General features: G+C 28.8%; 18 protein-coding genes. 12 read left to right on the top strand and 6 right to left on the bottom strand.

Annotated elements, in window-relative coordinates; translation table 11 throughout:
- Window positions 1–149: 149 nt before the first annotated feature.
- Complete coding sequence (gene ahcY / locus ACFO3U_RS04960; RefSeq protein ID WP_379738646.1) at window positions 150–1,466, bottom strand: adenosylhomocysteinase; 1,317 nt, start codon at window positions 1,464–1,466, stop codon at window positions 150–152.
- A 127-nt stretch (window positions 1,467–1,593) separates the two neighbouring features.
- Here ahcY and ACFO3U_RS04955 point away from each other — a divergent pair, with 127 nt between their 5' ends.
- From ACFO3U_RS04955 to ACFO3U_RS04930, 6 genes are all read left to right on the top strand, one after another.
- On the top strand, window positions 1,594–2,235 hold the full coding sequence (locus ACFO3U_RS04955; RefSeq protein ID WP_379738644.1) for a 4'-phosphopantetheinyl transferase family protein: 642 nt from the start codon (window positions 1,594–1,596) through the stop codon (window positions 2,233–2,235).
- On the top strand, window positions 2,228–2,944 hold the full coding sequence (locus ACFO3U_RS04950) for a phosphoglycerol geranylgeranyltransferase (RefSeq protein WP_379738642.1): 717 nt from the start codon (window positions 2,228–2,230) through the stop codon (window positions 2,942–2,944). Before ACFO3U_RS04955 ends, ACFO3U_RS04950 begins: the two co-directional genes overlap by 8 nt.
- Window positions 2,941–3,546 (top strand): nicotinamide riboside transporter PnuC, encoded by a 606-nt coding sequence (gene pnuC, locus ACFO3U_RS04945; RefSeq protein WP_379738640.1) that lies wholly within the window; start codon window positions 2,941–2,943, stop codon window positions 3,544–3,546. Before ACFO3U_RS04950 ends, pnuC begins: the two co-directional genes overlap by 4 nt.
- Window positions 3,525–5,066, top strand: coding sequence for a DUF4301 family protein (locus ACFO3U_RS04940; protein ID WP_379738638.1), 1,542 nt, complete (start codon window positions 3,525–3,527; stop codon window positions 5,064–5,066). The genes pnuC and ACFO3U_RS04940 overlap by 22 nt, the downstream gene beginning before the upstream one ends.
- Window positions 5,067–5,468, top strand: coding sequence for an alternative ribosome rescue aminoacyl-tRNA hydrolase ArfB (gene arfB, locus ACFO3U_RS04935; RefSeq protein ID WP_379738636.1), 402 nt, complete (start codon window positions 5,067–5,069; stop codon window positions 5,466–5,468).
- Window positions 5,469–5,697: 229 nt separating this feature from the next.
- Window positions 5,698–7,905 carry a TonB-dependent receptor gene (locus ACFO3U_RS04930; protein ID WP_379738634.1) on the top strand — a complete coding sequence of 736 codons (2,208 nt, stop codon included), beginning with the start codon at window positions 5,698–5,700 and terminating at the stop codon, window positions 7,903–7,905.
- 36 nt (window positions 7,906–7,941) lie between these two features.
- Here ACFO3U_RS04930 and ACFO3U_RS04925 read toward each other — a convergent pair whose 3' ends face one another.
- Window positions 7,942–8,361: a Rieske (2Fe-2S) protein gene (locus tag ACFO3U_RS04925; protein WP_379738632.1), complete on the bottom strand. Its 420-nt coding sequence runs from the start codon at window positions 8,359–8,361 to the stop codon at window positions 7,942–7,944.
- Between the two features lie 149 nt (window positions 8,362–8,510).
- On the opposite strand from ACFO3U_RS04925, the gene greA reads away from it, so the two are divergent.
- The 3 genes from greA (at window position 8,511) to ACFO3U_RS04910 (ending at window position 10,613) form a co-directional block, all read left to right on the top strand.
- The gene (gene greA / locus ACFO3U_RS04920) at window positions 8,511–8,984 is read left to right on the top strand and encodes a transcription elongation factor GreA (RefSeq protein WP_379738630.1); all 474 of its coding nucleotides are present in this window, start codon (window positions 8,511–8,513) and stop codon (window positions 8,982–8,984) included.
- 48 nt (window positions 8,985–9,032) lie between these two features.
- Entirely contained in the window at window positions 9,033–9,425 is a 393-nt protein-coding gene (locus ACFO3U_RS04915) for an HIT family protein (protein WP_379738628.1), read from the top strand.
- Window positions 9,426–9,506: 81 nt separating this feature from the next.
- On the top strand, window positions 9,507–10,613 hold the full coding sequence (locus ACFO3U_RS04910) for a transglutaminase domain-containing protein (RefSeq protein WP_379738626.1): 1,107 nt from the start codon (window positions 9,507–9,509) through the stop codon (window positions 10,611–10,613).
- Here the strand turns inward: ACFO3U_RS04910 and ACFO3U_RS04905 are convergent.
- The gene (locus tag ACFO3U_RS04905) at window positions 10,603–11,748 is read right to left on the bottom strand and encodes a sensor histidine kinase (RefSeq protein WP_379738624.1); all 1,146 of its coding nucleotides are present in this window, start codon (window positions 11,746–11,748) and stop codon (window positions 10,603–10,605) included. The genes ACFO3U_RS04910 and ACFO3U_RS04905 overlap by 11 nt on opposite strands.
- Window positions 11,749–11,848: 100 nt before the next feature.
- On the opposite strand from ACFO3U_RS04905, the gene ACFO3U_RS04900 reads away from it, so the two are divergent.
- From ACFO3U_RS04900 to aat, 3 genes are all read left to right on the top strand, one after another.
- Window positions 11,849–12,724: a flavin reductase family protein gene (locus ACFO3U_RS04900; RefSeq protein ID WP_379738622.1), complete on the top strand. Its 876-nt coding sequence runs from the start codon at window positions 11,849–11,851 to the stop codon at window positions 12,722–12,724.
- 12 nt (window positions 12,725–12,736) lie between these two features.
- Window positions 12,737–13,111, top strand: a complete 375-nt coding sequence (locus tag ACFO3U_RS04895) for a DUF3127 domain-containing protein (protein WP_379738620.1) — start codon at window positions 12,737–12,739, stop codon at window positions 13,109–13,111.
- A 115-nt stretch (window positions 13,112–13,226) separates the two neighbouring features.
- Window positions 13,227–13,862 (top strand): leucyl/phenylalanyl-tRNA--protein transferase, encoded by a 636-nt coding sequence (aat, locus tag ACFO3U_RS04890; RefSeq protein WP_379738619.1) that lies wholly within the window; start codon window positions 13,227–13,229, stop codon window positions 13,860–13,862.
- 16 nt (window positions 13,863–13,878) lie between these two features.
- On the opposite strand, the gene ACFO3U_RS04885 is transcribed toward aat, so the two are convergent.
- Genes ACFO3U_RS04885 through ACFO3U_RS04875 form a run of 3 tightly spaced genes read right to left on the bottom strand, consistent with a single transcriptional unit; the run spans window position 13,879 to window position 18,963 of the window.
- Window positions 13,879–14,601 (bottom strand): phytanoyl-CoA dioxygenase family protein, encoded by a 723-nt coding sequence (locus tag ACFO3U_RS04885; RefSeq protein ID WP_379738618.1) that lies wholly within the window; start codon window positions 14,599–14,601, stop codon window positions 13,879–13,881.
- Between the two features lie 12 nt (window positions 14,602–14,613).
- On the bottom strand, window positions 14,614–15,177 hold the full coding sequence (locus ACFO3U_RS04880; protein ID WP_379738617.1) for a DNA-3-methyladenine glycosylase I: 564 nt from the start codon (window positions 15,175–15,177) through the stop codon (window positions 14,614–14,616).
- Window positions 15,178–15,183: 6 nt separating this feature from the next.
- Window positions 15,184–18,963: a TraB/GumN family protein gene (locus tag ACFO3U_RS04875; RefSeq protein WP_379738616.1), complete on the bottom strand. Its 3,780-nt coding sequence runs from the start codon at window positions 18,961–18,963 to the stop codon at window positions 15,184–15,186.
- Between the last annotated feature and the right edge of the window lie 39 nt (window positions 18,964–19,002).

Below are 19,002 nucleotides of genomic sequence, written 5' to 3'. Positions count from 1 at the left end.
GCTTTTGCAAAATTTTGACAAATGGTTTTGCAAAAATATAATCGATGGCACGTTGCCTTGTAATTGCCTAAATAAAAACCCTCACATAACTGCAAGGGTTTAGTCTTATTTTAGATGCCTAATTAAGTTCAGCATACCAAAATTGTAGATTAATATCTATAATATTCTGGCTTGAATGGTCCTTCAACAGGCACACCAATATATTTTGCTTGATCTGGTCTTAATTCTTCTAATTCAACACCTAATTTAGCTAAGTGAAGCGCTGCTACTTTTTCATCTAAATGTTTTGGCAACATATATACTTCATTTTTATATGCTGAAGTATTTGTCCATAGTTCAATTTGAGCTAAAGTTTGATTAGTAAATGAATTACTCATTACAAAACTTGGGTGACCTGTAGCACAACCTAAGTTTACTAAACGACCTTCAGCTAAAATGATAATATCATTTCCGTTTACAGTATATTTATCAACCTGTGGTTTGATTTCAACTTTTGAAGCTCCGTGATTTTTATTCATCCAAGCCATATCAATTTCGTTATCAAAATGACCAATGTTACAAACGATAGTTTTATCTTTCATTTTTTCGAAATGAGAACCCATTACGATATCTTTATTTCCTGTAGTTGTAATGATGATATCAGCATTTCCAACAACAGTGTCTAATTTTTTAACTTCAAAACCGTCCATTGCAGCTTGTAAAGCACAAATTGGATCAATTTCAGTAACTGTTACAATTGAACCTGCACCTTTAAATGAAGCAGCAGTTCCTTTTCCAACATCACCATATCCACAAACAACAACTCTTTTTCCTGCTAACATAATATCTGTTGCTCTACGAACTGCATCAACTGCAGATTCTTTACAACCATATTTGTTATCAAATTTAGATTTAGTAACAGAATCGTTAACGTTGATTGCTGGAATATGTAAAGTTCCATTTTGCATTCTTTCATATAAACGATGAACTCCTGTTGTAGTTTCTTCTGATAAACCTTTAATTTCTTTAATTAATTCAGGGAATTTATCAAAAACCATGTTTGTTAAATCTCCACCATCATCTAAAATCATGTTTAATGGTTTTCTATCTTCACCAAACCATAAAGTTTGTTCAATACACCAGTCAAATTCTTCTTCATTTAATCCTTTCCAAGCATAAACAGGAATTCCAGCAGCAGCAATAGCAGCAGCAGCATGATCTTGTGTTGAGAAAATGTTACAAGAAGACCAAGTAACATCAGCACCAAGAGCTACTAAGGTTTCAATTAAAACGGCAGTTTGGATTGTCATATGTAAACAACCAGCAATTCTAGCTCCTTTTAAAGGTTGGCTTGCACCATATTCTTCTCTTAAAGCCATTAATCCTGGCATTTCAGCTTCAGCTAATTCAATTTCTTTTCTTCCCCAATCAGCTAAAGTGATATCTTTAACTTTATAAGGTACATAAGTTGATGTTTTTGTGCTCATCTATTGTATATTTGTATTATTAATTTGAAAATGCAAAGGTAAGTAATTCCTTTTTATTTACTAATTATTTCACTTATTTTGTGAATTGTTTAGTAGTTTAATCATTTGAAATTCAGTAAAATATTCAATGCCAATTCATAAAATTATACATTTAAATCCGACTACTTCAATATATATATGGAAAATTGAAGAGGATTTCAATACTTTATTTAGAGCAATTCCTTTAAAAGACATCTCTTTAGCAAGAGTAGAATCAATGAAAGACGTGAAGCATCAAAAGGGCTTTTTGAGTATTAGACATTTATTGAAAATTGCTAATTATGATGATTTTGATTTATTTTATGATGAAAAAGGGAAACCACATTTAAAAGATGGTAAAGAAATTTCAATTACACATTCATTTGATTTTTCGGCTATAATTATAAGTGATAAGAAAGTCGGAATTGACATAGAATTAAGACGAGATAAGGTCCAACTAATTGCAAAAAAATTTGTGGATATAGAGTTTAATTATATTCAAAAAAATGACAAAGAATATACAAACTTATTGACTGTTGTTTGGGGAGCAAAGGAATCCATTTATAAATTATACAATCAAAAAGGGTTGTTTTTTATTGAAAATATAGTGGTTCATCCATTTAAAATGATTGATGATAAAGGAACTGCGGAAGTCAATTATGATAATAGAAAATCTCTTTATGATTTTGCTTTTGAAGAAATAGAAAATTATACTTTAGTGTATGCATTAGAACAAGTTGAAAATGCATAAAATTTACCAAGAAATACTTGCTGCAAAAAAGAATAACCAAAAATTATTGGCTATTTTATTGGATCCAGATGATATTAAATTAGAAATTTTAGATAGTTTAATTTCAAAAATTAATAAATCTCCTGCTACTCATATTTTTGTGGGTGGAAGTTTGGTTCAAACGAATCAAATAGATGCTATTATTCAAAAAATTAAACAACATTGTAAATTACCAATTCTATTATTTCCAGGAAATCCTTCTCAAATTTCTAAATATGCAGATGGAATTTTGTTTCTAAATTTAATTTCAGGAAGAAATCCAGAGTATTTAATAGAACATCAAGTTAATGCTGTTCCTGTTCTTGAAAAAACAAATTTGGAAATTATTTCTACGGGCTATATTTTAGTCGAAAATGGCAAACAAAGTGCTGTGGAACGAATAAGTCAGACAAAACCTTTGGATAGGAATAATATTGATTATGTAAGTCAAACAGCAAAAGCTGGAGAATATATGGGTAACAAATTGATTTATCTAGAAGCTGGAAGTGGAGCCAAAAAACCAATTTCATTAGAAATGATTGAAAATACAATTAATAAAATTAATGTTCCTTTGATTGTTGGAGGAGGAATTAGAACTAAGGCAGGAATTGAAAGTGCATATAAAGCAGGAGCAGATTTAGTAGTTATAGGAACTGCTTTTGAAAATAATCCAAATTTTTTTGAAGAATGATTGAGTTTTTATTTTCACAATACAGCGATTATGAAACCATTGATATAGTCTTGGAAATAACAGCTATCTTATTTGGATTGGCAAGTGTTCTTTTTGCAAAAAATAATAATATTTTAGTCTTTCCAACAGGAATAATTAGCACTATAATATTTGTTTATTTATTGAATAAATGGGGTTTAGTTGGTGATATGTTGATTAATGGATATTACACTACTATGAGCATTTACGGGTGGTATATTTGGACAAGAAAAACGGAAAATAAACCAGAATTTCCAATTTCTCAAATGGAAGTAAAAGAATATTATCAAGGATTTGCCATTTTTATTTTTACAATGCTTTTTGTTGTTATAGTATATAAATATTTTGATAAATTTACAAGTTGGACAGCATATGTTGATACATTTACTACGGGTGTTTTCTTTGTTGGAATGTGGTTAATGGCAAAACGAAAAATAGAAAATTGGTTACTTTGGATAATTGGAGACATAGTTTCAGTACCTTTATACTTTCATAAAGGATATACTTTTACAAGTATTCAATATGCAATCTTTACAATAATTGCAATTTATGGTTATTTAGAATGGAAGAAAAACTTAGAATAAAAGATATAAAACAAATTCAAGAAAAAGGAATTTCATTAGATAAAATTGAACAACAACTTCAGTTTTTTAAAAATGGAGTATCTAAAGTAAATCTTGAAAAATCTGCAACGATTGATGATGGAATTTCACTTTTTTCTGAGAAAGAAATTGAAGATTTGTGTCAATTTTTTGATGAAAATAAAGACAAAATGGTCATTAAAAAATTTGTTCCTTCTTCTGGTGCTGCTAGTAGAATGTTCAAGTTTTTAAATGAATTTTTAGCTGAATTTGATTTTGAAAAAGGAACTATTAATTCTTATATCAACCATCATAAAGAACATGATTTACCTGTTTTTTTGGTTGGACTAAAAAATTTTCCATTTTACAGAGAAGTAAAAGACAAAATTTTAGAATTTTATCCGGATTATTATAGCTTGGAGAAAGATGAAAAAGATTATTTATTCATAAAAACTCTTTTGTCTTCTGAATATTTTGATTTTGCCAATAAACCAAAAGGGATTTTGCCTTTTCATGCAAAAAACAACTCAATTCTTACTCCTGTAGAAGAGCATTTAAATGAAACTATTTTTTATAAAAAAGAAGATAAAAAAGCAAAAGTTCATTTTACAATTTCAAAAGAACATCAAAAACAATTTGAGAATATCACTAATAAGTATCCAGAAGTTGATGTTTCTTACTCTTTTCAAAAAGAAGAAACGGATACAATTGCTGTAAATTTAGACAATACACCTTTTAGGTTAGATGATGGAAGTTTGCTTTTTAGACCTGGTGGACATGGAGCTTTAATTGAAAATTTAAACCAATTAAAATCGGACATTATTTTTATAAAAAATATAGATAATGTCTCTCAAAATCATATTTCAGATATCATAAAATATAAGAAGGTTTTAGGAGGATTGCTGTTAAAAATCCAACAGCAAGTTTTTGCTTATTTAGAAAAATTAGAAACTAAAGATAGTTCTGATAAATTTATATCAGAAATTGAACTATTTGCAAAAGAAAATCTGAATATTATCTTACCTATTGATTTTGACAAATACCAATCGGAATATAAAGTTGAGTTACTTTTTAATGAACTAAATAGACCTATTCGTGTTTGCGGAATGGTTAAAAACGAAGGAGAACCTGGTGGTGGTCCTTTTTGGGTCAAAGGTGAAAATGGATTATCAACTTTACAAATTGTTGAAACATCTCAAATTAATATGAAGGATAAAGAGCAGAAGAAAATTGTTGAATTTGCAACTCACTTTAATCCTGTAGATTTAGTTTGTGGTATAAAAGATTATAAAAAAAATAAGTTTGATTTATCCCAATTTGTTGATCCTAACACAGGCTTTATTGTTGAAAAAAATAAGTTTGGAAAACCAGTTAAATCATTTGAATTACCAGGTTTATGGAATGGAGCCATGGCAAAATGGATTACAATTTTTGTAGAAGTTCCATTGTCAACATTTAATCCAGTAAAAACAGTAAACGATTTGTTGAAACCAGCTCATCAACCTGAAGACAAAGATAGTTAAATGGATAAAGAAACTCTTTTAAAAGAACTCAACTATAAAGCCATTAGAAGTAGTGGTGCTGGTGGACAAAACGTGAATAAAGTTTCATCAAAAGTGGTTTTGAGCTTTGACTTGGGAAATTCTGAAGGTTTAAACGAAGAAGAAAAAACCTATTTAAAAGAAAAAATAGCTTCAAAACTCACGCAAGATTTCATCTTAATTTTAAATTGTGATGAAGATAGAAGTCAAGTAAAAAACAAATCAATTGTCACCAAACGTTTTCTTGGAATAATTGAAAAAGGATTAACAAAACCAAAAATTAGAAGAGCCACAAAAGCCACAAAAGCTTCTAAAGAAAGAAGATTAAAAATTAAAAAGGTGACTTCATTAATCAAGAAAAACAGAAAAAAACCTGACCTATAATTTTTTTAAAATTTGGAATTTGTTTTTTAAAAAATTAGACTACATTTGCACCGTCTCAAAGGGGTGCTCTAAATATCGAGCTGAGATTATACCCATAGAACCTAGAACAGGTAATGCTGTTTAGGGAAAAGACAAAAGCAAATGTGCACGTTTGTTTGCGTCTGGAGTTTTCAATTTTAATTTTAACCAAAGAATAATTACCCCTTTTATTCGTATAATTTATTTACGAATGAAACAATTATTTAAAAAAAGAGAAAAGAAAAAAGAGAAAAGAACAAAGACTTATTTACAAATTTCAACTGTTTTCTATTCTCTGTTTTCTATTTTCTATTCTCTGTGCTCTTTTTCACAAGAAACAGAAACTGATTCTACAAAAGTTACGCAACTAAAAGAAGTTGTGCTAACATCTGTAAGAGCAAAAGAGAAAGACCCTATCACTTTTACCAATATTTCTAAAGAAGAAATTGCTAAAAGAAACCTTGGACAAGATATTCCAGTTTTATTAAATTATCAACCTTCTGTAGTAACAACAACTGATGCAGGAAATGGAGTTGGTTACACTTACATGAGAGTTAGAGGTTCAGATGGTTCTCGAATTAATGTTACATTGAATGGTGTTCCTTTTAACGATAGCGAAAGTCAAGGTTCATTTTTTGTGAATTTACCTGACTTTGCTTCATCTATTCAGAGTGCTCAGTTACAAAGAGGTGTTGGAACTTCAACAAATGGAGCTGGAGCTTTTGGAGCAAGTTTAAATGTGGAAACAAAATCGTTTCAAGAAGAAGCTTATGCTGAAATAGCTAATTCTGCAGGAAGTTTTGGAACAAGAAAACATACTTTAGCTTTTGGAACAGGTTTGCATAATAATTTTGAAATCAACGGAAGATTGTCTCAAATAGCTTCTGATGGTTTTATAGACAGAGCTTCAACGAATATGTTTGGTTATTTCTTAAATGCCAATTATGTTAAAGAAAACACTTTAATAAAATTTTTAGCTTTTGGAGGAAAAGAAAAAACTTATCAAGCTTGGTATGGTCTTGAAGATGAAGAAAAGTTGGAAAATGATAGAACGTATAATTTGGCTGGACTTTATTTTGACGAAAATGGAAATGAGCAATTCTATGATAATGAAACCGATAATTATTGGCAAAATCATTTTCAATTGCATTGGTCAGAAAAATGGAATTCAAAATGGAACTCAAATGTAGCTTTACACTATACTATTGGAAAAGGATATTTCGAACAATATAAAGAAGATGAAGATCTTTTAGAATACAATTTACCTGATTTTAATGGGATAACAACTTCAGATTTAGTTAGAAAAAGATGGTTGGATAATGATTTTTTTGGAGCAACTGCAAATTTTAATTACGACAATAAGAAAACCAATTTTCAAATTGGTGGTGCTGTAAATAGATATTTAGGAAAGCATTATGGTGAAGTAGTAAATACACAATTTTATGTTCCTGGAGCAAATCGCTATTATGACAACTTCGGAAACAAAGATGACATCAATATATATGGTAAAATATCTCAAGAATTAACTAACAAAATAAATGTTTTTGCTGATTTACAATATAGAATGGTCTTTTATCAAGCAGATAGTTATAAGTTTGAAAATGATGTAAATGACACCTTTCGTTTCTTTAATCCAAAAGTAGGATTGAATTATCAATTGAATACTAAAAATATGTTTTATGGTTATTTCGGAATTGCCAACAAAGAACCAAGAAGAGATGATTACGAAAACGGAAGTACAAAATCAGAACGTTTAAAAGACTTTGAACTAGGTTGGAAATACAATTCTAAAAAAGTAAAAGTTAATACGAATGCCTTTTTTATGGATTACACTAATCAGTTAGTTTTAACAGGTGCATTAAATGATGTAGGTTCTCCAATATTTACAAACAGTGGAAAAAGTTATAGAGTTGGTCTTGAAGTTGATGCTCAAATTGAGATTACAGATAAATTGTTTTTTCAACCAAATGTTACGTTGAGTCAAAATAAAAATAAAGATTTTTTCTTTCAACGTGATGGAGAATTAACAAACCTTGGTGATACTAATATTGCTTTTTCTCCAGACGTAATTGCTGGTGGAAATATTACTTTTTTACCATTGAAAAAATTACAAGTTTCATTGCTGTCTAAATATGTTGGAAAACAATATATGGGAAATATTGATTCAGAAGAATCAACTTTGGATGCTTATTTTATTAATGATTTAAATGTAAATTATGAATGGAATATCAATAAAGGAATAAAATCTATTATCTTTTCTGGTTTAGTAAATAATATTTTTAATATTGAATACGAGTCTAATGGATATTTTTATACCTATGATGATGATTCAACTGGAAATGTCATTACGTATGAAGGAGCAGGATATTATCCACAAGCAGGAATTAATTTCTTAGCAGGAATGACCTTAAAATTCTAAGCAAAAGAGGGAAGTTTTTTAAAACTTCCCTCTTTTTTAATTATAAACTCTAATTATGTTTCCATTAACTTCTGTTCGATAAGGTTTCATCGGATAAGTTTTTCCTTCAGATAGCCCAGTAAAAAGACTATATTCTGCATCATCACAAGGACACTTAGCATTGATTCCATTTAAAGTCATCGAAGAACAATCACTCAATGCTTGATTAGGACAAGCTGCATCAAATGCTGTATAACCTGTTCCTGTATTGAAAACAAAAATTCCTCTTATTCCAACTCCAGCAGTAGTAATTAAAACTCCATTTCCTGGAAATTGTAAATTGCTATAAGTAGGTAAGTTCAAATTCACGTTTAAATTCACAGGATAATCAGGTAAAAAAGGATTTTTATTTCCAACACTATCTTTTTCGCAACCCATAAAAAAGGGTAGTAATAAAAGTAAGATATATTTCTTCATAGCATAATTTTACACCAAATTTAATACTTTTGAATTACTAACAATCAAAATTATATCTTAAAAAATTTCGGAATCAAAATATTTGTTATATTTGCATATAGGAATCCCACTCGTATGGGATTTTTTCTATTTTTATAAACAATGAAGTTATGAGTACAGTATCTTATTACACAGCAGAAGGATTAAAGCATTTAAGAGAAGAATTAGATCAACTAAAAAGTATAGAACGACCAAAAGCATCACAAGCTATTGCAGATGCAAGAGATAAAGGTGACTTGTCTGAAAATGCAGAATATGATGCAGCAAAAGAAGCACAAGGACTTTTAGAAATGAAAATTTCAAAATTAGAAGAAGTAGTTGCTAATGCAAGATTGATTGATGAGTCACAATTGGATTTATCTAAAGTTCTAGTATTATCAAAAGTGAAAATAAAAAACCAAACTAATGGTATGGAAATGAACTATACTTTAGTAGCAGAAAGTGAAGCAGATTTAAAAACAGGAAAAATTTCTGTAACTTCTCCAATTGGAAAAGGTTTGCTAGGAAAATCTGTTGGTGATATTGCAGAAATTACTGTTCCAAATGGGACTTTAAAATTTGAAATATTAGAAGTTTCAAGATAAATTTTTTCAAACCAAGACCAATTATCAAAAACCTTTTACCTAAAAAAAATGGCTTCTATTTTTACTAAAATAATTAACGGTGAAATTCCATGTTATAAAATTGCTGAAGACGATAATTTTTTAGCTTTTTTAGATGTGAATCCTAATGCAAAAGGACATACTTTATGTATTCCAAAGCAAGAAATCAATAAAATCTTTGATATGGAAGAAGACCAATATCTTGGATTGATGCAATTTAGTAGAAAAGTAGCAATTGCTCTTGAAAAATCAGTTGAATGTAAAAGAGTTGGTGTAGCAGTAGTTGGTTTAGAAGTACCTCACGTTCATGTTCACTTAATTCCATTACAGGATATGGATGATATGCGTTTTCAACGAAAAGTAAGTTTAGAAAAAGAAGAATTTGAAACTATTGCTCAAAAAATAGCTTCAAATTTAAACTAAAAATAATCTTTTGGTGTAGTTTTTGTTTTCTACTGCATTATGAAATACCTCTTTTATTTTTTATTTTTTCAAACGATAGCTTTGGCTCAAGTCAAGAGCATTTATGCTGATGTTGAAAAAACAATGCAAGCTATTCCTGATAGTCAAAAGAAATCTTCAAAAGATATTGCCAACTTCATCAAAGGTAAGTTTTCTTCAGAAGAATCTCAAATTAAAGCAGCTTATTACTATGTAATTTCAACGGTGTCTTATGATGTTAATCATGAGTTTACGGTTAATTTGGTAATTTCTGATGACGAAATGGTTTCCAAAACAATTGCTACTAAAAAAGGAGTTTGTATTCATTATGCTAAATTTTTCAAAGATATAATCACGCAATTAGGTTATAATTGTCAAGTTATTTCGGGTTATACCAAAAAAGATAAAGTTCTCGCTGACCAATCTCATGCTTGGAATGCGATAAAATTGAAAGATGGTAATTGGTATCTTTTTGATCCAACATGGGATTCTGGATTCAAGCAAAACGGTAAATTTGTTAGAAGATTGAGTTCCAAATATTATAAAACAAAACCAATTGTAATGTTGCAATCGCATATGCCTTTTGATTATATGTGGCAGTTTTTGAATTATCCTATATCAGAACAAAATTTTATCGATAGTAATTTTCAACAAGATAAAAACCAAAAAGTTTTTGATTATGACGAAACTATAAAAACATTTTTAACTCTTTCTGAAAACGAACAATTAGTTGGTTTGAAAGAGCGAATGATTCAAACAGGGTATAAAAACAAATTAGCCAAAGAACGTTTTGAAATTTTAAAAAAGCAATTAGAAGTATATTCTTTAAATGCTAATGTGAGAGAATTGAACGCAATCACAACAAGTTATAATGAAGGTGTAAAATTGCTAAACGATTTTATTTACTACAGAAATGCTCAATTTAGACCTCTAAAAGAGGATAAAGAGATTTTAGAAATGATTCAAAAACCGTTAGACATTTTTGAAGAATGTAGTGATAAAGTATATAAATTAGGTTTTGTAGGTCAGGATAATTTATACGATTTAAATAAATTTAAAAGAGGCTTAATTGATATAATTGAAGAAACTAAAAAACATAAAACCTTTGTAAAAGATTATCTAACGAAAAGTACTAAAGAACGAAAAAAAATGTTTTTAGTTAAGAAATAGACGTTGTTTTTTTATAGCTAATTTGCATGGTTGTTCCTTTTCCTATTTCAGATTGAGCTACTTTTATTCTTCCTTTGTGATATTCTTGTACAATTCTTTTAGTTAGAGACAACCCTAAACCCCAACCACGTTTTTTAGTGGTAAAGCCAGGTTCAAAAACTTTTGTAAAAGATGATTTTGGAATTCCTTTTCCAGAATCTGTAATTTTTATACGAACATAATCTTCTTTTTCTTCGATTACTAATGTTAAGTTTCCTTTGCCTTTCATAGCATCAATAGCATTTTTCACTAAATTTTCAATGGTCCAACTATGCAAAGCCGGATTTATAGCCACATTTATTTCGTTTTTTGGAGCTATAAACTTGAAATCTACTTGTTTTGAACTTCTATCTTTTAAATAATCAAACGAACTTCTAGTTTCTTCAATAATATCTTTTATTTCTAAAACAGGTTCTGAACCTACTTTTGAAAATCTATCGGTTATGGTTTGAAGTCTATTGATGTCTTTTTCAATTTCTTCAATAGTAGAAGGTTCAACATTATCCATTTTCAAAATTTCTAACCAACCAATTAATGAAGAAAGCGGTGTTCCTATCTGATGAGCCGTTTCTTTTGCCATTCCAGCCCATAATTTGTTTTGGGTAGACATTTTTGTAGCTCTATAAAAATTGTAAACTACAGCTCCAAAAAGTAGAATAATTAAGAGTAAAGCAATTGGATAATATTTTAATTGAGTTAATAAAGGAGAATTACCATAGTAAAGCATTTGATTTTCCATGGTAATGGGTTGATTTTGTGTTTTTAAATCTTTAAAAAAATCGTTTAATTTTATAGAATCTTTTGTGATATTTTCATCAATATTAGCAAAATTACTGATAGTTCCATTTTCATCTTCAACAATGATTGGAATTGTTGTATTATGAGTTGTAATTTCAAGTATTAAATCTAAATCTGTATTTTCATCGGCTTTAGCTAATGATTTTTGAGCAGTTGCCCATAATTCCATTTTAATTCGTTCTTCATTTTTAAAAATTTGAAAAAAGTTATAGGTATTCCATAGAATTAATACCACGATTAAAAAGGAAGATATAATAATAAACCAGCGAGTTGAGTTGCTTCTTTCGGTAAACTGCATGCAATTTTTTTGTTAAAAGTACTAAAATTTAAACAAAGTTTTAAGACCTTATTTAAACGTTTTTAATCTTAAAAAATTATATTTGTAAAAATGTTATTTTATGATTTCAATTAATCCAAAAGAGGTTTCTCCGGCTAAATTACAAGGTTATTTGCAAAGTGCTATTGCTCCTAGACCAATTGCTTTTGCCAGTACAGTTGATGAAAAAGGAAATCCAAATTTATCACCATTTAGTTTTTTTAATGTCTTTAGTTCAAATCCACCAATTTTGGTTTTTTCTCCAGCTAGAAGAGTAAGAAATAACACCATAAAGCACACTTTAATAAATTGTGATTCTACAAAAGAAGTTGTAATTAATATTGTTGATTATGCAATGGTGCAACAAATGTCATTGTCAAGTACAGAATATGCTGATGGTGTCAATGAATTTGATAAATCAGGTTTAACCATGTTGGCTTCTGATGTTGTAAAACCGTTTAGAGTAGCCGAAAGTCCTGTGCAATTTGAATGCAAAGTAAATGATATAATTGCTTTAGGAACTGAAGGTGGAGCAGGAAATTTAATCATTTGTGAAGTGGTGAAAATTCACGTAAGTGAAACTATTTTGGATGATAATGGAATGATTGACCAACTTAAAATTGATTTAGTTTCAAGATTAGGTGGCAATTGGTATAGCAGAGCAATTAATGGTTTATTTGAAGTAGAAAAACCGTTAAGTACTCTAGGAATTGGAGTAGATAATATTCCAGAATTTATTAAAGAAAGCTCTTATTTTGATGGAAATGATTTGGGAAAATTAGGTAATATTGAAGCTATTCCAAATGAAGAAGAAATTGCTATCTTTGTACAAGAAAATTTTGCAATTAAAGGTGTTTTAAGTTCGGATGATGAAGGTAAAAAACATCAAAAAGCCAAAGAATATTTAGATAATAATGATGCAATTAGTGCTTGGAAAGTACTTTTAGCCAAACAATAAAAAGTAAGTAATATGGAAATTTTAGGAAGAGTAAAGGTTATTAACCCAGAACAACAAATTAGTGCAACGTTCAAAAAAAGAGAATTAGTTGTTACAACAGACGAGCAATATCCTCAACATATCATGATTGAGTTTACTCAAGATAAAACAGATTTGTTAAACAATTATACTCCAGGAGAACAAGTAAAAGTTTCTATCAATTTGAGAGGTAGAGAATGGGTAAATCCACAAGGAGAAACAAAATATTTCAACAGCATTCAAGGTTGGAGAATTGAAAAAATGCAACCAGAAGCACCACAAGGAAATGTTCCTCCAATGCCAGCTGCTGATGCATTTGAACCAGCTTCAAACTTCAATGAAGAAGAGCATGACGATTTACCTTTCTAAATAGAAAATAGAGTAAAGAGTAAAAAAAAGAAAGCCATTCATAAATTAATTTGAGTGGCTTTTTCATAAAGATTAGTCTTTTTTCTCTCCTCTTTTTTCTTTCATCTTTCTCAAAATGTATTACGTAACCCAAAAACTTTATTTTCCACCAGTTGAAGAAGCTTCTTATGAAGGTATTTTGGCTGTTGGTGGAGATTTATCAACCGAAAGATTACTACTTGCTTATAGAAGTGGTATTTTTCCTTGGTTTGAAGCAGATGAACCAATACTTTGGTGGTCACCAGCAGACAGAATGGTTGTAAATCCTCATGATTATAAAGTCAAGAAAAGTTTACGAAATATTATTAATCGAGACATTTTTAAAATTACATTCAATCAAAATTTTGAAGCAGTAATTACCAATTGCCAACAAATAAAAAGAGTAGGACAGAACGGAACTTGGATTACTCAAGACATGATTAATGCTTATTGCAAATTACATAAACAAGGATTTGCACAATCTGTTGAGGTTTGGCAAGATGATGAGTTAGTTGGTGGTTTGTATGGTGTAGATTTAGGAATTATCTTTTGTGGAGAAAGTATGTTTTCAAAAGTACCAAATGCTTCAAAAGTTGCTTTTGTAAAATTGATTGAATATCTAAAAGAAAATAAGTATCGATTATTGGATTGCCAAGTTCATAATGATCATTTAGAAAAATTGGGAGCATTTGAAATTTCTAGAGATAGTTTTATGAGAATTTTGGAAGGTTGATAAGAAACTTTGAGTATTAAAAAGTTAAATTTGTTTTTTCACTCCATTTTAATTCTTTAGGTAATTTTTGATTACTAAATTCAATATGAATTACCCTTCTTTTTTGATTGTTTGTAGTTTTATTTGAAGCATGAAATAATAAAGGCTTCATGATCATGATTCCTCCTTTTTCTACCTCGCAAATTGTTTCAATTTCATGTTTAAAATCAATATTATCAGTTCTTAAAACCCCTTTTTTATGAGATTTGTTTATAACTTTTAAAGCTCCATTTTCTTTTGTTGTATTGTCAAGATGAATCCTTATTGTAAAATTTTTTTCTAATATTTCATTTGGCGGTTGGACAGCAAATTGGTTTTGTTTTTTTGTCCAGTTTTCATAATTCTCTATTTCTACTTTTTTGTTAACTGAAATAGTTAAGTCTTGATGATAAGCTACAAACCAGTTTGATTTTTCAGGTTTATCAAAATATATAGATTTAGTAATAAAGAAATGTTCTCCAAAGTTTGTTTCTATTATTTTTTTTAATTTTTCATTAAAAATAAATTCTATTGATTTTGGAATTTCTTTGTGAAATTGTCGAATTGCAAAAATACCATCAGATTTTCTAAATGTTGAATTTTCAGTATTATTTTCAGTAACTTTTTCTATTTCTAGAATAATATTTTCAATTTCAACATTAGAGTAAATATTATTGATAATAATAAACCCTTCAGAATTTATTTCATTTAAATAATTCATTTTAAAAGCAATTTAATTTCTCCTAACAAAACAGTCTTCCACATGATCATTTATCATTCCTGTAGCTTGCATGTGAGCATACATAACAGTTGAACCCACAAATTTAAATCCACGTTTTTTTAAATCTTTGCTAATTGCATCAGAAAGTGGAGTAGTTGCCGGAACGTCTTTTAAGGTTTTCGGTTTGTTGTCAATGGGTTTTCCATCCACAAAATTCCAAATGTATTTGGAGAAACTACCAAATTCTTTTTGCACTTCTATAAAAGCGATTGCATTAGAAATAGTAGCTCTTACTTTTAATTTGTTTCTGATGATTCCTTCGTTTTGCAATAATTCTTCAACTTTTGAATCGTCATATTTTACAATTTTCTTATAGTCAAAATTGTCAAAAGCTTTTCTGAAATTCTCTCGTTTTGCTAAAATTGTATACCAACTCAAACCTGCTTGAAATGTTTCTAAAATAAGAAATTCAAAAAGAGAATCATCATCATAAACAGGTTTTCCCCATTCATTATCGTGATAATCTCTATATAAATCATCTTTTTCGCACCAAGCACAACGTTTTTTTATTATCATAGAAATTTAATCTTCGTAATATTCATCATCATAGCCATATCTGTTGTAAGCATCGCTCATTTTTTGATAAGTAGCACGTGGATGATTTGTGTTAATACTTTCGTCAATAACAGACTTTATGTAAGGTTCTATTTCTTTTTCCTCAATAATTGCTTTTGAACGTAATTTTTTAAACGCTTGTGGATTTATTTTTCCGTCTTCCATAACGAAAGCAATTCCACCAATTCTTTCAGCGTTTTTGTTGTATGAATCTTCATCAATGTCAACAATTTTATAGAAAAAATAATGAATCTCTTTTTTATCTTGTGTAATAATTCTTTTTTCTAAAAAGGTAACTTCATCTTTGTCTTTTTTCAAATCATCAAAATAACGCATTCCTGCTAAAGCAATTGTGTCTTCTCCAAATTTGTTCAATTCTTCTAACTCTTTAGTATGATGCAACATTTGAAAAGCTACGAATTTTGTCTTAGGCTTTGCCATCAGTCTTTCAATGGTTTTTTTGTTGATTTCGTTGTTTTTGTCCAATTGTATTTTGGCTAAACCTATATTTACATTTTCCACATCTAGTTTATGCACTTTTGCATATAATTCTGCTACAGCTTTTTCTTTTTTAAATGGATAAAGAATGTTTAAATAGCTTATTAATTCATCTGTTGGAGCATAACTTCCATCGTCATAATAACCATAATCATCATTATCTTTTATGTTTTGTTTTTGTTTCCAACTTAAAACACGTTTGTATTCTAATTTGGCATTAGTCAATAGCATTTTTTTGTATGATTTAAGTTTCTTTGGGTTACCCAAATTTGATTCAATCAATTTATTTGTGAAATCAATAATTGGAGTATGATATTCATTTACACTATAAAACTGAAACACATCTGGAAATAAAACTTCACTATTTTTAATATCATATTCAAAAGTGCTAAATAAACTTGTTACTTCATATTCATTGTCAGAAAGCGGTAAATCATATTCAAGTAACTTTCCTATGACTTTGTAAGCTTCCTTGCTTTTTTGATTCGTTAAAGCATTTAAAATAGCAAATTGAATTGAAGTTGTTACATTTTCTTTTTTATAAACTTCTTCTAAATAAGGAATAATTGCTGGGTCTTTTATTTGTCCAATTTTTTCGTAAAGAGCTACAAGTGTTTCAATTTCATCTTGTTTGAATTCAAAACCATCTAAAAACTCCTTTACTTGAGGTAAATCTTCTTTTGAAATGTCTAAAAAGTACACTGATTTTAAAGCAGAATATCTGATTGTGTCATTTTCACTGTAAGCATCAGCAACAAAATATTTAAATTTATTTTCAAAAACAGAAGGTGTAATAATGGTATCAAAAGGTTTGAACGAATTAAATGTTTTTTCCACAAAAGCATCATCGTTTTTATACTCTTTTTCTACCAAAGTTTTCATTAAATACGACATTCCATCTTTAAAAACAGCTTTGTATTTAATAGCTTGATTAGAATTAGGTTTTACAGCCAAAACATTCATTTCGTGAACGGTTTTATCTGCATTTGATGTCAATTTTTCATCCACTAACTCAATTTTATTTTTGTCTTTTTTGTTGAAACCAAGTTCTTCATCCCAACGCGAAATATTGTAACTCAATTTTTTCTTTTTATCAGAATCTTCATTTTTAAGATCTGATGGAGTTACATCACCAGCAACCATTTCAACAGCTGTTTCAACGCTTTCTACTGAATCCATTGCAGAATCGTAATTGTCATAAGAATTGCTTGCAAAATCTGATTTTATATGATCTCTAAATTCTTTCCAAACTGAATCTAAATTTTTCTCACTATCATATTTATGATATTGATAGAACGAAAGTTCAACATCTTTTCCTGTTGGTGAAATAAAAGCAAAGGCTTTTGACTTTACTTTAAAAATATTCTCCTTTTTTTGGTAACTATTGTAATCTCTATCAAACCTAAAATCAAGATATTCGTTTTGTTTTTTAGGAATTTCTATTGAAAACATTGCTGTACTATCTACATAAACTCTAGTTTCAACTTCAGCATTTAATTTTTTTGTAATAAACGAATTGAAAAATGCTTCTGTTTTATTTTTTGAAGCTCCAACAGTTCCTAAAAGATAGTATTTACTTCCATTGATAACAGATTTTAAATAAATATCTTTTGAACCAATTTTAGATTGCGACACAAAACTCATCTCATTTTTATTGAATGATGTGTTTGTTGAATCTAAATCATGTTGGTTATAAAATTCATATTGAATTCTTTTTAGCTCAAATTCTGTATCTTCTAAATTATCATTATCTCCAAGTGTTTGCTCTTCTATAAAGTAATTTGATTTTTCAGATTCATCATAAGCTAATAATTTGATATCTGCATATTGTTTGTCAAAATCTTTATTTCCTTGTGTGATATAATATGAAGGAACTTCTACTTCAAAACCACCTTTTTTAGGTACAAATTTTTGAGTGCTATTTTCATTTGATTTTAAAGTAATATTGTCAAAAACATAGGATTCATATTGACGCACATAATCACCTTCACCACCCATAATTACTGCAATTATTTCAAGTGGAGTGATATAATATCTATAATGTTGAGCATTGTTAGTTTTGGTTTTACTTTTGATATCATAAACCAAATAGTTTTTTTCATTATAGAATTTTTTATCCAAAATATCCCCTGGAATGTTTTCATAAAATAAACTATCCAAAGATTTATGGTTGAATAAAGTGTTGTCTTTTGTGATAAAGTCCTTTAAAAGACTTCTTTTTACATTGATATAACCACCATTTGCTAAATCTGGTGACTCAAAGTTTTCTCCATTTTCTAAAACCAATTTGTAAAGTGGTAAAGAAAGCATTCCGTCTGTTGAAGTTTTAGTTTCAAATTCAGGTTTAATAAAATACTCTTCAATTTGTTTTTTGGTTTTTCTTCCTTCATCAGTATATTCTCCAAAAACTGGTTTTACAGTATATCCTTTTGCTCTTAAAGCTTCAATAATTCCATTTTTTCCTGGTAAATGAGCTGCTCCAACAGCTGCAAATAAACTACCTGTTTTCATGATTGAATCCATGCTCTTAACCATATCTGTATTTCTGTCATAAAGCATGGCTTTTAAATAGGTTTCAGAAGAAGATAAAACAGTCAAAGAATCTAGCATATCTAAATCCTTTTCACGATAGTAATCCATCATGGCTTCATTGTAGTTTTTGTTTTTTAGCAGTTTTTTGAGTTTTTGACGGTTTTCCTCAACATCTTTTGGTTTTACTTTAGCTTCAGCCTTCATAATGTTGATAGTTGAAGATTTTACATCTTCTAATCCTAACGTTTTTTTACCATATTTTCTTCCAGTTCTATAAATAAACATATCAAGATACGTGTCTTCTTGATAATCTTTGTTCATTTCATTAGTTCTTGAAAGTAAGCCAATTAAATTATAATTTGTTCCTCTGAATAAAGGATATAAATCTTCTTTTTTGGGTTTTGTAATATAAAAATTGCTATAAAAGGCACCGTAACCATAATTGCTGCCATACATTCCACTAAAGATGTTATATAAATCTGACCAAGTGGTTGGGTCACTTTCATTGGCTACAAAATCAGCTTCCATAAGATGTTTAAAAAAAGCATCTGATAAATGATAGGAAACTTTTTCACTCACGTGCATAGAACCATAAACGTAAGAGTTTTTTTGAAGGCCATTTCCGCTAATTTCCCAAAGAAGACTTTGATATTTTTTTTCTTGTGCTTGTGTAAAGCAAACAAACAAAAGTGCAATCAGAATGATTTTTTTAGACATAAAAGATATGATAAGTGTATATGATAGTATTTTTCAAAT

The sequence above is a fragment of the Flavobacterium ponti genome (genome assembly GCF_042652765.1).
Classification (GTDB): Bacteria; Bacteroidota; Bacteroidia; order Flavobacteriales; family Flavobacteriaceae; genus Flavobacterium; species Flavobacterium ponti.
The sequence above is the reverse complement of the archived record's forward strand: the minus strand, read 5'-3'. Positions and strand labels throughout refer to the sequence as shown.